This window comes from Vagococcus luciliae (assembly GCF_024637875.1).
GTDB lineage: Bacteria > Bacillota > Bacilli > Lactobacillales > Vagococcaceae > Vagococcus > Vagococcus luciliae.
The window spans coordinates 2,076,769-2,091,670 of the sequence record NZ_CP102451.1; the positions used below are offsets into that span (position 1 = coordinate 2,076,769).

The following is a 14,902-nucleotide window of genomic DNA, read 5'->3' on the forward strand; positions in this document are numbered from 1 at the left end:
TCCTTAGTTTATCTTGAGTTACTTATCTCTTTTCCTGTAGACATAAGTGAATGAATCATTAAGTTATGGCCTTAGTTTATCCTCCCATAGTCTATTATGGGTCAATTCACATCAAAAAGTCTCTTTTTTTCTCTTTTTTTTCTAAACAATTTTTTTTGACCCTTTTTAGATGATACAAGACTACATTATATTCATTAAATGGTTATAATTAGTGTAAGAATAAAAGGAGGAATATTCATGAGAGCAGATAAACTATTAGTACACTTTAGTCAAATTTTTTCACCGATAGATAAACAACGAGCATTAAAGGGAGCAGAAATGTCTGAAGCAACCATTATTGAAGATGGTTACATTGCCATTAAAAATGGTAAAATTTTAAAAATTGGTAGTGGGACTCCTGACGAATCTCTAATAGGTGATCATACAAAAATTCATGATTATACTGGAAAACTTGCAACACCAGGATTGATTGATTGCCATACACACTTAGTTTATGGTGGCAGTCGTGAAAATGAATTTGCCAAAAAATTAAATGGTGTCTCTTACCTAGATATCTTAAAAGAAGGTGGCGGTATTTTAAGTACTGTACGCTCAACAAAGAGTGCTTCTTTTGACACGCTTTATAATAAATCAAGTCATTTATTAGATGAAATGTTAATCCATGGTGTGACAACAGTCGAAGCAAAAAGTGGATATGGTCTTGATTGGGAAACAGAAAAAAGACAAATGGAAGTAGTCAAAGAACTCAACCACACACACCCTATTGATTTAGTATCTACTTTTATGGCTGCACATGCTATTCCAGAAGAATTTAATGGTGATGGTGATGCATTTATTGACCAAATCATCAGTGAGATGTTACCAAAAGTAAAAGAAGAGAAATTAGCTGATTTTTGTGATATCTTCTGTGAAACTGGTGTATTTACAGCAGAACAATCACGTAAATTGCTACAAGCTGCAAAAGATTTAGACTTTAAATTACGAATTCATGCTGATGAAATTGATTCAATCGGTGGCGTAGACGTTGCAGCTGAACTTGAAACAGTGAGTGCGGAACATTTAATGGCTGCTACTGATGAAGGGATTAAAAAAATGAGTGAATCAGGTGTTATTGGTAACTTATTACCAGGAACAACATTCAGTTTAATGGCGGATACTTACGCCCCAGCTAAAAAAATGTTAGATGCTGGTATGGCAATTACATTGTCTACTGACTCAAACCCTGGAAGCTGTCCAACAGCAAACATTCAATTTATTATGCAACTTGGTTGTTTCAAAATGCATTTAACACCAATACAAGTATTTAATGCTGTGACAATCAATGCTGCTTACTCAGTTGGTTTAGGGGAATCAATCGGAAGTTTCACAGAAGGAAAACGTGCTGACATTGCCGTATTTGATGCTCCAAATATTGATTATCCATTGTATTTCTTTGCAACAAACTTAGTCAAAGATGTTTATAAAAATGGAGAATTGGTTTCAAAAAATCGTCAACTTGTATAAGTCTTATTTTTACCTGTCATGTGAAAATGAGTTTATAAAAAGCCACCTAGCAAATCGCTAAGTGGCTTTTCTATTTATTTAAAATTCAAAATCATCAAATTTTCCAATTGTGTGGACATTTTCTGAGATACTAACAAAGGCCTCGTTATCCGCTTCTTTGATTGCTTCTTCCAATAGTGGCATTTCATAGCGCGTAATAACCGTCAAAAGAACTACTTTTTCACGATGATCATACGCCCCTTCTGCTTCATTTAAAATTGTCACACCTCTAAGCAAACGAACTTTGAGTTCTGCAATCACTTTTTCAGGTTGTCTAGTAATAATTAATGCTTGCATTTTTTGTTGTTTGGTAAAAATAAAATCTGTTACTTTACCACTTACAATGATAGATAGCAAACTATAAAATGCATATGGAAAACCAAATAAGTAACCTGCTGCTAACACAATAAGTCCATTAATAATCATTGAAATAGAGCCTATACTACGACCAGTTTTACGTCGAATAGCAATGATTCCAATATCCAATCCACCTGTAGCAATACCATTTTTTAGTGCTAACCCTAAGGAACTACCACCTATTGCCCCACCAAACAGTGCACAGATAATTGGGTCTTTTGTCAAAACAATTTCAGGTACAATACTGATAGCAATAGAAGCTGCTGTAACACTTAATAAAGTAAAAATAACAATTTCTTTATTCATTTTTTTCCAACCATATAATAAAAAAGGTAAGTTCAATAAATAATAAATGACAGAGATAGATAAACTTATACCAAACCATTTTTCAACAACCGTATTTATAATCTGTGAAAATCCAGTAATTCCTCCAGTATAAATAGAGGCCGGGTGCCAAAACATATTAAGTGCAATCGCATATAACAATGCATACAAGAAAATAACCGTTAGTTTACGCGTATAATCAGCAATAGAGTTGGAGTCTTTGTTAAACTGTTTCATGATAAGCCTCCTCCAAAACCTCTTTTATTCTCCTATAATGTCGTGATAAACATCTGTAAAAGAAGTATAGATATCAGCTAAAGGAACGGTTGATTCCTCACCTGTCACCATATTTTTAACTCGAACATTTTTCTCTGCCAACTCAGACTCACCGATGACTAAGACCATTCTGGCATTTAATTTATCTGCCGATTTAAATTGTGCTTTAGCTTTACGATTTAAAAAATCACGTTCACAAACAAATCCAGCTTGTCTAGCTGCTTGTGCTAATTTTAAACTTTCACAATTGGTTTCTTCACCTAAACCAACTACATACACATCGACATTTGTCGCAGCAGGAATTTCTACCCCTTCTGCTTCCATTGTGATTAACACACGTTCAATTCCCATACCAAAACCAAAACCTGAATCATGACTATCTGGTCCATTAAACTCTGAAACCAATCCATCATATCGTCCACCAGCACAAATTGTGGTAATCGCTCCATTAAATCCTGGGGCATTACTCATAATTTCGAATACTGTGTGATTGTAGTAATCAAGACCTCGAACCATTCTATGATCGACTACATACTCAACACCCATTGCATCAAGCAACGTTTTCACTTCAGTAAAGAAGGCATTTGACTCTTCATCTAGATAATCTAAAATTGACGGTGCATTTTTGACAATTTCTTTGTCTTTTTTATCTTTACTATCTAATACACGTAATGGATTAGTATGTAAACGACGTTTTGAATCATCACTTAGTTGATCGCTTAATGGTTCTAAATAATCAATTAACGCTTGACGATAAACCATACGATTTTCTCGTGTTCCTAATGAATTAATCACAAGTTGTGTGTGCGTTACACCCAAACGTTTAAAGAAATCTAGTGCGACTAAAATCCCTTCAACATCAGTTGCAGGATTGCTACTCCCTAATACTTCAATCCCCATTTGATTAAATTGACGCAAACGTCCAGCTTGTGGGCGTTCATAACGAAACATTGGTCCAATATAAAATGCTTTAAATGGGTTTTGATGTTCTGGTCCAAATAATTTATGTTCGACATACGAACGAACTAATGGTGCTGTTCCTTCAGGACGTAAGGTGATGTGTCGATCACCTTTATCTTTAAAATCATACATCTCTTTTGTTACAATATCTGTTGATTCACCCACACCACGCATTATGACTTCAATATGTTCAAACATTGGCGTTCTGACTTCATGAAAGTCATATTTTTTTAATACATCACGAGCAGTTGATTCAACAAACTGCCATTTTTCTGATTCACCTGGTAAAATATCGTTGGTTCCTTTTGGTTTCTGATATTTCATCGTCATACACCATCCTTTTCTCATTATATTCATACTACATAAAATTGAGTCGATACTCAATAGTTATCAAAACTTATTTATAAATAAAGCTCTGAATCTTAAACAATTCAGAGCTAAAATATTTATAATATAATTATTTTGCAAAATCAAATTCAATTTCTAAATCAACCACTTCTTCAACAGCTTTTAATAATTCTCCGTTGATTAAAACATCTGTTGCTTTTTCTAACTCATCATACATTTCAATGTCTTTATCTAAGTCAATAAATTTCACATATTTTCTAAAGACATCATAAGCAACTTGAGTTCCTTTACCTAATACACCGCGATCTTTGATGAAGTCAATAGCTTGACATGCTGCCATCATTTCAGTTGCGACGATACGACGAGAATTTTTAGTAATGTCTCTAGCAGTTCTTGCAGCTGTTGTTCCCATACTCACAAAATCTTCTTGGTTTTCACAAGATGTAATTGAATCCACACTTGCTGGATGTGATAAGATTTTGTTTTCTGATGCTAATGAAGCAGCTGCATACTGTGTAATCATGAATCCTGAGTTAACGCCAGGATATTTCACTAAGAATGAAGGCAAGCCACTTAAGTTAGTATTTACTAAACGTTCCACACGACGTTCTGATACATTACCAATTTCAGCAGATCCAATTCCTAAATAATCAAAAGGTTGTGCCATTGGTTCACCATGGAAGTTACCTCCAGAGATAACATCACCACTACGAGTGATGATTGGATTATCTGTTACAGAGTTAATTTCGATTTCAACTTTTTTCTTCACATAAGCCACAGTGTCTTTACTTGCTCCATGGATTTGTGGCATACAACGTAATGTATACGGATCTTGTACACGTTCAGCTGTCGCTTGAGTTGTTAAGGTACTTCCTTCAAGCATTTGACGAATATTTTTAGCAGTTGCTAATTGTCCACTTTGAGGACGAATAATATGTAATTCTTCATCAAAGGCATTTACAATCCCATTATGCACTTCTAAAGATAATGCTCCGGCAATGTCTGAAAGTTTTAATAATTCAATGGAGTCATGTGTTGCTAATGCTCCGATTGCTGTTAAAACGGTTGTACCGTTAATTAAGGCTAAACCTTCTTTTGCTTCTAAGTGAATCACTTCAACGCCTGCACGCGCCATTGCTTCTTTACCTTCTAGTAATTCACCGTCATAATAAGCACGACCCAATCCTAACATTGGCAATACCATATGAGATAATGGAGCTAAGTCCCCTGAAGCTCCTAAAGATCCTTTTTCTGGAATATGTGGTACAACGCCATTATTTAACATAGCCATTAAGGTTTCAATGGTACTTAAACGAATACCTGAATAGCCTTTTAATAAAGAGTTAATACGAATTAACATAATCGCACGAACTTCATCTTCTCCTAATGGATCACCAAAACCACTTGAGTGAGTACGAATTAAGTTTTCTTGTAATTGTCTAGTTTCTTCTTGTGGAATACTTACTTTAACAAGGGAACCAAATCCTGTATTGACACCATATGTTACTTTTTTACTCGCTACAATATCATCAATAATTTTTCTTGATGCATTTACCGCTTCAATTGCTTCTTGTGATAACGTGATTTTAGCCCCTTTTCTAGCTACTTCTACCACTTGTTCCAATGTTAAATCGTTACCTGTTAATGTAATTACTTCAGTCATTATTACTTCCTCCTAAACTCATTTTCAACTTAATAACTCACTTTAGTCACTTAATACCTTTTAATTACTTATTATTCACTCGCTTTTTTACCATTTAATACAAAATAGAATATTGCAGCAATCACAATACCAATACCACCAGCAATTAAACTCTTACTATTGGCACCCATTGCAAGCATCCACACACTAACTGCGACAGCTAATAGTGGAATAACTGGGCCAAATGGTAGTCTAAAGGCTGTTTCAACGCCAGGATTTTTCTTACGTAAGAAAATAACGGCAATCGCTGTTGGGATATATTGAATAAATCTAAATACAACGCTCAATTCTGCTAATTGTTCGAAACTTCCACTTAATAATAGTAAACAAGTTAATACACAAGAGATAATAATTGCTACATAAGGTGCATCTTTTTTATTTTTCTTAGAAACAATTTTTGGTAATAATCCTTCATCAGAAATACTTGCACCATAACGAGGAATCATCATTGAGTCCCCAACATTTAAGCCAAGAATTGAAATGAGTGCACCGATGGAAATAATCCATCTACCAGCAGGTCCTATCATCATAGCAAATGCATCTTGTACAGGTGCATTTGTTTCTAAAATACCTACACCAAGCATGGCAATTGTTCCGGCAATAATCATAAAGTAAAGGATTGATACAATACTAATTGATCCAATAATTGCTTTTGGAACATTTTTCTTCGCATTTCTCATCTCACCAGCGACAACTGGTAAAGCTTCAAATCCGATAAATGCATAGAATACTGTCATTGAGGTTCCTGCCATCGCTTTTGATATTGTCATACCTTCTTTAAGTTGTAGGAATGGCGTAAAGTTACCAGCGTCAAATCCATTTTTAATAAAAAATATACTCATGAATGTGAAAGCAATAATAGGAATCAATTTTGCGATTGTGATACTTATGGTAAAAATTTTGGATGTTTTAAGTCCTGTACTATTAATAATAGATAATAATATCACTAAAATAACACTAATCGCTTTGTTATGTCCTTCCAAAGCAGGAATTGTTACTATCAATAGTTTAGCAAATCCTGCAGCCATTGCTGACCATGCAATAATCGTTACAAACCATCCTAATAATCCAACAACAAACCCAACTAAATCACCAAAAGCTGATTTAGAATATTGGAACGCACCACCATTTTTGTCAAAATAACATGCCACTTCAGCAAAACATACTGCCAAAAGTAACACCAACACCGCATCAAATACCATGGCTAATAGAGAAGCTGGTCCTAAATCTCGATAAATTGTTTGTGGTAATAAGAAAATACCTGAACCAACTACTGCATTAATACCGTAAAGCGTTGCACCACCTAAACTAAATTTTGAACTCTCTGAGTCTATTTCGGTTAATTTAATCCCATCAACCGGTGTTTTTGTTTCGGTAATCATAAGGGGCCCCTTTCCGATCATCTGATCGTTAACATAATTTGTTCATTTTTAATATTTAAAAATGCTTCCTATCCAAATTATTTTTATTAGAGCGACTTTTCATTTTTCCAAACAACAACTTCGACAACTGCTGGTGATTGTTGTGGTTGATGAGATTCTATACTAATCATCGAAATCGTACGACCCTCTTCTACCATGACACAATCTCCGGCTTCCAACTTGGCAACATGTTTTTCTTCTTGGTCTATATACGTCATGACTCCATCAACTAACATATAGTAAAAGTATCGAACACAAGGTAATAACTGTCTATCACGAATACTTGAAACAGCAGACATTTCACTAGTGTAGGTTGGTTTAAAGATAACGTTAAAGTCTTGACATTTTCCTACACTATTTGTTTTATCTGCTCCATCAAACGCATCAACTTCAAACGGTTTCATTTTTTTATTAACAGTAAACGATTCTGATTCATGTGTTAGTTCTAATGGATGATTCAATGACATCAACAAACGCTTATAGCCAGGTAACGCTGAAAATGTACTTTCTTCGATTTCTACTGAAGCCGTAGAAATGCGGTAGTCAAATTTTCCAGGCTCATACTTACCCGTTGGTGGGTAGAGAAACACTTGGGTCGTTTCTCCCCCACTCCAACGAGATGTTTGATGATCATTCTTTTTAAATAAATGATACGACATATTTTTTCCTCTACCTTTTAGAACAATCCGGTAATGTTACCTTCTTCATCAATATCAATTCTTTCAGATGCAGGTGATTTTGGTAGTCCTGGCATTGTCATAACTGCGCCAGTTAACGCTACAATAAATCCTGCTCCAGCTGATACTTTAAGATTTTTAATCGTAATGGTGAAATCTTTTGGTGCGCCAACAAGTGTCGCATCATCAGAGAATGAATATTGTGTTTTTGCCATACAAATTGGCAATTTATCATAGCCTAATTCTTCTAATTGTTTTAATTGTTTTTTAGCTGGTCCAGTTAATTCAATTCCTTTACCACCGTAAACTTTTTGCACAATCTTAGTTAATTTTTCTTCGATTGAGTCTTCTAAGTCATATACATAGCTGAAACTATTATCTTGCTCTGCTAATTCCATAACTTTTTCAGCTAACTCAATACCACCTTCGCCACCATTAGCCCAAACGTCAGATAAGACCACTTCAACACCACGTTCTTTACATGCTTTTTCAACTGCTTCGATTTCAGCATCTGTATCTAATGGGAATTTGTTAATTGCGACAACAACAGGTAATCCATAAACCTCTTGAATGTTTTCAATATGTTTATCTAAGTTAGTTAATCCTTTAACAACGGCTTCTACGTTTTCTGGTTCTAATTCTTTCTTAGGAACACCACCATGCATTTTTAGTGCGCGAATTGTTGCCACTAACACAACGGCATCAGGTTTGATATTTCCTAAACGACATTTAATGTCGATGAATTTTTCAGCACCTAAGTCTGCACCAAATCCAGCTTCTGTAATCGCGTAATCTGCATATTTCATTGCCATTTTTGTTGCGATAATACTGTTACAGCCATGTGCAATATTGGCAAATGGTCCACCATGAATAATTGCTGGTGTGTGTTCTAATGTTTGAACTAAGTTTGGATGAATCGCATCTTTAAGTAACGCTGCCATTGCGCCTTCTGCTTTCAAATCGCCAGCAGTAACTGGTTTTCCTTCAAAATTATATGCTACTACCATGTTTTTAAGTTTTTCTTTTAAGTCATCAATATCATTTGATAAACATAACACAGCCATAATTTCTGATGCTACAGTAATGTCATAACCATCTTCTCTCGGAACACCATTGACGCGTCCTTGTAATCCATTCACAATATGACGTAATTGACGGTCATTCATGTCAACAACACGTTTCCATGTAATGTTACGGCTATCAATACCTAACGCATTACCATGATGAATATGGTTATCAATCAAAGCAGCTAATAAGTTATTTGCTGCACCAATTGCATGGAAGTCACCTGTAAAATGTAAGTTAATATCTTCCATAGGGACAACTTGAGCATGTCCACCACCTGCTGCCCCACCTTTAACACCAAATACTGGTCCTAATGATGGTTCACGTAAAGCGATCATTGCCTTTTTACCTAATTTAGTAAAGGCATCAGCTAACCCAACAGATGTGGTTGTTTTTCCTTCTCCAGCTGGAGTTGGTGTAATAGCTGTGACTAAAATTAATTTACCGTCTTTTTCATTTTCTAGCCTAGTTAATTCACGAGCATCTAATTTCGCTTTATAATTACCATAAAGTGTTAAATCCTCTTCTTTTAATCCTAATGGAGCCGCTACCTCTTTAATTGATTTCATTTCAACTGAATTTGCGATTTCGATATCTGATAAATGTGTCATAACTTTTTATTCAACCCTTCCATTTAATTAATTAACATCTTTTTTAAACGACTTTTAATGTTTCCTCATAAATTTCATCTGCTAATAAACAACCCTTAGCTAATAATGCTTCACCGTCTTGTCGATAAGACGCAACAAATTCTTCATTCTTAATACCTGATAAATTAATTAAAACATTCAGCCATGCGCCTTGAATTCCAGCTTTTAAGCTAAGTGCGGCAACACCTAAGTCACTTGCTGCATTAGTATTTGATTTTCCAATAGCACGTTTTGTCACTTCAAGTGCTTCTAACATTAATTTCATCATATCTAGTGGTGATTTAGCTGCTCCTTCTAAAGCTGATTGCATAGCCGCACGTCTAGCTGCTTTTTCATCATCTGTGTCTTTTGGCATACTAAACACTGCTGAAACTGCGTTAAATGCTTCTGTATCTTTATCTATTGCTTCAAGTAAATTCTTTTGGAGTTGTTTTGTTTCATCGAACACTAATTTAATTTCATCTTCGTATTCAGCATATTTCTTTTTACCGATTGTTAATTCACAAACCATTTTTGTTAAAGAAATTCCCATTGTTGCAGATAATGCCGCTGCTGATCCTCCACCAGGAGCGGGAGCATCTGATCCCAATGTTTCAATAAATTCACTTACCGTTAATTCGACTAATTTCATCTTTAGCAGCTCCTTAGTTTAATAAATGATTTTCTAATACTTGTTTACCGTAATCAAAGTCTTCTACTTGTAAGTAGTATTCCGCACAATCAATCAATGCTTTTGCTGGTGTTAAACCAATGATTTCACTACCAATAATATTTACACCATAACGTTTTGCTTCAAAACGGATTGTTTCAAATGTACGATAAAGTGGTGTTCCTTCAAAGTTAACCATGTTCATAGAAACTTGGGCGATATTTCTATCTTCTAGCATTACGCCGATACCTTTACAATATTTAAATCCGCCACCTGATGCACGAATGATACGAGCAATTTTGTTAGCAATGTCAATGTTATCAGTATCTAAATTCACATTAAAGGCTACTAATGGCATTCTTGCTCCAACTGCTGTAATTCCTGCTGTAGGATGGATAGCTCTTTCACCAAAGTCTGGAGCCCATTCTTCTTCTTTTAATTTTTCTGGCATGCCTTCAAATTGTCCTTTACGAACTTTTGCCAAGTTTTTACGAGTTGGTGCAGATGCTGATTCTTCATATAAGAAAATTGGAATATCTAATTCATCGTTGATACGTTTTGCTACTTTTTTTGAAATGTCGACACATTCTTCTAACGTTACATCTTTAATCGGAATAAACGGAACAACGTCTGTTGCACCCATTCTAGGATGTTCTCCTGTATGTTTTGTCATATCTATATTTTCACTTGCATATTTTACTAATTGAAAAGCAACTTCTTGAATACCATCTTCATCCCCAACTAGTGTAAACACACTTCGGTTATGACTTTTATCTGAAGAGTGATCTAATAAAGTAACCCCGCCAACACTTTTTGCCACTGAAACTAACCCATTAATGACTTCTTCATTTTTACCTTCACTAAAATTTGGGACACATTCAATAATTTTTGCCATTATAAACAACATCCTTTCAATTTATGGTTTGATACACGTAAAAACTATGTACAAATACTATAACCTACTTTTACAATAAAAAGTAAGAATTTACATTTTTCACTCCCTTACTTTTATTAAAATAAAGCACAACTTTTTGGGTAGCGCTTTCAATCGACACCCAAAGAATAGCACCCTTTAAATAACAAGTCAATAACACTTTTATATAAAAAGACAACTTGTGAAACAATTAGTAATAGTCATTTTTTGTACAATTTTTTAATTTTATTTGCTAACAAAAACCAAGTTAAAAAAATCGTTTTTTCTAGTCTTAATCTTTTGACCTTTTTTTGACAATTTTGCCGTTGAATAAGATGAAGAGTTAAATTAACATTGTCATATCAACATTTATTATATAGTAAAGCTAGTTTATCAATAGAATTTTTTTATCATATTAACCATTTAAAAATCTTATCAAAAATAAAATGATTTTTTATTCTAGTTTTACTCATTAAAATTTCATCGTGTTTAAAAAAGGATTTTGACGATTATTAGATAAAAAAATTGTGTTAAAAAAATAATTAAATAACAAAAAAATATTTTTAGAGGTGGTAAAAATGGCGATATATTTACTAGCAGATTTTGGAAGTACCTACACTAAATTGACTGCGATTGATGATGTGAAACAAGACATTATTGCAACTAGCAAAGCCTATACAACAGTTAAAACAAATGTATTAGATGGATACAACCAAGCCTATAACGATTTGTTTTCTGGTGTTAACAAACCTCATATAGATAAAGTATTAGCTTGTTCCTCAGCTAAGGGAGGGTTTAAAATGATCGCTATCGGTTTATCTCCTACTTTAACCGCAGAAGCTGCTAAACGAGCGGCTTTAGGTGCTGGTACTAGAGTGTTAAAAGTCTACAGTTATGGATTAAAGCCTCATGATATAGAAGAAATAGAACAACTTCAACCAGACGTTATCCTTTTAAGTGGGGGAACAAATGGAGGAAATGAAAAAAATATTTTAAAAGACGCTAAATTATTAACCGAACTTTCATTAGACATACCTATCTTAGTAGCCGGAAATGAAGAAACTTATCCGGAATTAAAAGCGATTTTCAAACAATTTTGTGTTAATTTCTATTTAACAGAAAATGTAATGCCGCAAATCAATCAACTAAATGCTGGACCAACTAGACAAATATTACGCCAAATATTCATTCATAATATCGTGAAAGCAAAAGGAATGGGTGACATACAAGCTACATTATCTAACGACATTATTCCTACCCCCTCCTCTGTTTTATATGCTGCAGAGCTTTTATCAAAAGGAACAAAAAAAAATAAAGGTTTTGGAAATATCCTTATTGTTGATGTAGGTGGAGCCACGACGGATATCCACTCCATTGGTAGCGGCAAAAAACAACAAACAAACGTCCAATTTGATGGATTAGAAGAACCCTTTAGTAAGAGAACTGTCGAAGGAGATTTAGGAATGCGTTACTCTGCTACTAGTTTATTAGAAAGTACCTCTTATCAGTCATTTGCTACTTATACTTCTTTTGATGAGGAAACGATTAAAGAAAAATGTCATTTTAGAAGTCAACATCCTGAATACATTGCTGATACTATAGAAGAAAAAATCATAGATAATACTATTGCAAAAATCGCTATTAAAACAGCGATTAGTCGCCATGCTGGCTACTATGTAAAAGAGCAAACACCTTCTCGTAAGATTTATCATCAATATGGCAAGGATTTACGGCTCTTCACGACAATTATTGGTACAGGTGGAATTCTTGTTCACAATGATCACCCTGAGGATGTTTTATCAGCTGCTCTTTCACCAACTAATAAGACTCTCTTAACACCTGAACAAAGTTCTTTATACTTAGATAAAGCATATATACTTTCAGCAATAGGGTTATTATCAACAGTGGATAAAGATTTAGCTTTTAACATTGCGATGAAATATCTTACTAAATTAAACTAAAAAAATCCTCCGAGAATAGCTTCTCGGGGGATTCTCATTTTCTTTTTAGAAGTAATTAGTGATAAACGCAACTGTTTCTACATCTAATCCTAATCCTTCAAAATCTTTTTCAAACTGTTCTAATTCTTTTGCTTCATACTTATCATATTTATCAACATCATGCAATAGACGTTTAATCTCATGTAATGCTCTACGTTGAACATACCATTTTTTAATTTCACGTTTTTTATCAGGAGTATCTTCTAAACTAACTTCTTCATCTAAGTATTTGTCTAATTTTTCCATTACTTTAGCAATATCATCTAATACTTTTTCTTCTTTCTTATCATAGTTTGTCATATAAATCTCCTCCTAAAATAGCACATTTATTATTACATGGTTAGTCTACTACTATTTAGTCAAAATTGAAAATGATAACCTATAAAAAACGGCTATCTATTCACATTTAATTAAAAATCAAAATATGATGTTGGGTTTAAATAATGTTTCCACATATCTGTACTTATCCCAAAATGTAAATGACTTCCTGTTGAATTTCCAGTGCTACCAACTAATCCAACAATATTGCCACTTGTTACTTTTTCTCCAAGAGACACACTAATTGAATTTAAATGGAAATAATTTGTGTATAAATCATTTAAATGTTTGATAATCACATAATTTCCTGCAGACGGATCAAATCCTGTTCCAACAACCACACCATCACTAGAAGCAAGTACAGGTGTATTAGCAGCAATAGCTAAATCGATTCCATCATGATGTTCACTTCCCCTTTGTCCAAATGGGCTTGAAATAATGTATTTTTCATCCAATGGTAATGTAAAGATGGCTTTTTTCTTTGATTCTGGATTCATAATTTCATAAGTATCTACTTGTTTATTATGTTTTGTTACACGCTTACCTTTTTTCACTGCTTGATCAAAATAAGTTAAATCATATGTTTCAATTAAAGAATTTAATTTTTCATCATAACGTGTATCTGTCGCATATTTTCCTGTTAAAAAAGCAGTTGCTTCTTTATATGACTTAGCTTCCTTTTTACTGACTCCTTTATAAAAGTTTTCATTAGATGCTAGTCCTGACTTCATTAATTTTGCATAATCTTCAAGAGATTCTTTTGTTGAAGGGTATTTTCTAAATTTTGCTTGAATACCATATAATTGACCAGAACCATTATCTTCTAATGTATAAAAAGAAGCTGATTCACCCTTATATTCGCCTTTTATGCCAAATAAATTATAATTTGGATAAGCTGATAAAGAGCTTTGACCACTTCCAGATTCTAAAATAGCTTGTGCAATCATGACTGAAGCATATAAGTCATATTCTTGACCAATTTTTCTAGCATATTCACCTATCTCATTAATGAACTCTTGTGTTGTTTTTGTGACTGAAAAATGAATTGGTGAATTTTCTTTATTACTAGTTATTTGACTGGCATCACTAAAATAAGTAGCTTCTGACTGAGCAGGATAACTAACAACTGGTTTTTGCTCTGGTTTTTGTTCCGGTTTTTGTTCCGGTTTTTGTTCCGGCTTTTGTTCTGGTTTTTGTTCTGGTTTTTGTTCTGGTTTTTGTTCTGGTTTTTGTTCTGGTTTTTGTTCCGGCTTTTGTTCTGGTTTTTGTTCCGGCTTTTGTTCTGGTTTTTGTTCCGGTTTTTCTTCTGGCTTTTGTTCTGGTTTTTGTTCCGGCTTTTGTTCTGGCTTTTGTTCTGGTTTTTGTTCCGGTTTTTCTTCTGGTTTTTCTTCTGGTTTTTCTTCTGTCGCCTGGGTGTCATTAGGTATATTTTCACTTATGCCATTTGTTTCATTTTCAGAAACTCTCTCTACTGATTGGTCTATTTCTTCAATAGATTTTAGTTGTGATACATTACTATCTGTTTGAGTTGATACATCTACTGCATCTGATAAGATCCCAACAGATAAACTTTGACATATTAATGTCGATACAAGCAAGTATGGTGCAATTTTTTTCATTTTTCGTTCCCCTTAATAATTTATTTTTATTGGTACTACATTTAAGTTACTACTAAGATAATAGCTTTGATTGTATTATCA

Annotated in this window: 12 protein-coding genes; 2 read left to right on the forward strand and 10 right to left on the reverse strand. The window is 33.9% G+C overall.

Going from position 1 to position 14,902, the window contains the following annotated elements; all coding sequences use genetic code 11:
• The first annotated feature begins 237 nt into the window (after window positions 1-237).
• Entirely contained in the window at window positions 238-1,503 is a 1,266-nt protein-coding gene (gene hutI, locus G314FT_RS10120; protein ID WP_257701271.1) for an imidazolonepropionase, read from the forward strand.
• 78 nt (window positions 1,504-1,581) lie between these two features.
• Here the strand turns inward: hutI and G314FT_RS10125 are convergent, their stop codons facing one another.
• The 8 genes from G314FT_RS10125 to ftcD form a co-directional block, all read right to left on the reverse strand.
• Window positions 1,582-2,460: a YitT family protein gene (locus tag G314FT_RS10125; protein WP_257701273.1), complete on the reverse strand. Its 879-nt coding sequence runs from the start codon at window positions 2,458-2,460 to the stop codon at window positions 1,582-1,584.
• A gap of 24 nt (window positions 2,461-2,484) precedes the next feature.
• On the reverse strand, window positions 2,485-3,783 hold the full coding sequence (gene hisS, locus G314FT_RS10130; protein WP_257701283.1) for a histidine--tRNA ligase: 1,299 nt from the start codon (window positions 3,781-3,783) through the stop codon (window positions 2,485-2,487).
• A 133-nt stretch (window positions 3,784-3,916) separates the two neighbouring features.
• The gene (gene hutH, locus G314FT_RS10135; RefSeq protein ID WP_257701289.1) at window positions 3,917-5,470 is read right to left on the reverse strand and encodes a histidine ammonia-lyase; all 1,554 of its coding nucleotides are present in this window, start codon (window positions 5,468-5,470) and stop codon (window positions 3,917-3,919) included.
• Between the two features lie 71 nt (window positions 5,471-5,541).
• A complete protein-coding gene (locus G314FT_RS10140; RefSeq protein ID WP_257701290.1) occupies window positions 5,542-6,891 on the reverse strand; it encodes an APC family permease in 1,350 nt (449 codons plus the stop codon).
• A gap of 86 nt (window positions 6,892-6,977) precedes the next feature.
• Window positions 6,978-7,589 (reverse strand): HutD/Ves family protein, encoded by a 612-nt coding sequence (locus G314FT_RS10145; RefSeq protein ID WP_257701292.1) that lies wholly within the window; start codon window positions 7,587-7,589, stop codon window positions 6,978-6,980.
• A gap of 17 nt (window positions 7,590-7,606) precedes the next feature.
• A complete protein-coding gene (locus G314FT_RS10150; RefSeq protein WP_257701294.1) occupies window positions 7,607-9,283 on the reverse strand; it encodes a formate--tetrahydrofolate ligase in 1,677 nt (558 codons plus the stop codon).
• A 43-nt stretch (window positions 9,284-9,326) separates the two neighbouring features.
• The gene (locus tag G314FT_RS10155) at window positions 9,327-9,953 is read right to left on the reverse strand and encodes a cyclodeaminase/cyclohydrolase family protein (RefSeq protein WP_257701296.1); all 627 of its coding nucleotides are present in this window, start codon (window positions 9,951-9,953) and stop codon (window positions 9,327-9,329) included.
• Window positions 9,954-9,966: 13 nt separating this feature from the next.
• The gene (ftcD, locus tag G314FT_RS10160; protein ID WP_257701305.1) at window positions 9,967-10,866 is read right to left on the reverse strand and encodes a glutamate formimidoyltransferase; all 900 of its coding nucleotides are present in this window, start codon (window positions 10,864-10,866) and stop codon (window positions 9,967-9,969) included.
• Window positions 10,867-11,462: 596 nt separating this feature from the next.
• Here ftcD and glmL point away from each other — a divergent pair.
• Window positions 11,463-12,845, forward strand: coding sequence for a methylaspartate mutase accessory protein GlmL (gene glmL, locus G314FT_RS10165; RefSeq protein ID WP_257701306.1), 1,383 nt, complete (start codon window positions 11,463-11,465; stop codon window positions 12,843-12,845).
• A 45-nt stretch (window positions 12,846-12,890) separates the two neighbouring features.
• On the opposite strand, the gene G314FT_RS10170 is transcribed toward glmL, so the two are convergent.
• Together G314FT_RS10170 and G314FT_RS10175 are read right to left on the reverse strand one after the other, a co-directional pair.
• On the reverse strand, window positions 12,891-13,184 hold the full coding sequence (locus G314FT_RS10170) for a hypothetical protein (protein ID WP_257701308.1): 294 nt from the start codon (window positions 13,182-13,184) through the stop codon (window positions 12,891-12,893).
• Between the two features lie 110 nt (window positions 13,185-13,294).
• Window positions 13,295-14,821 (reverse strand): glucosaminidase domain-containing protein, encoded by a 1,527-nt coding sequence (locus G314FT_RS10175; protein WP_257701309.1) that lies wholly within the window; start codon window positions 14,819-14,821, stop codon window positions 13,295-13,297.
• Window positions 14,822-14,902: the final 81 nt, after the last annotated feature.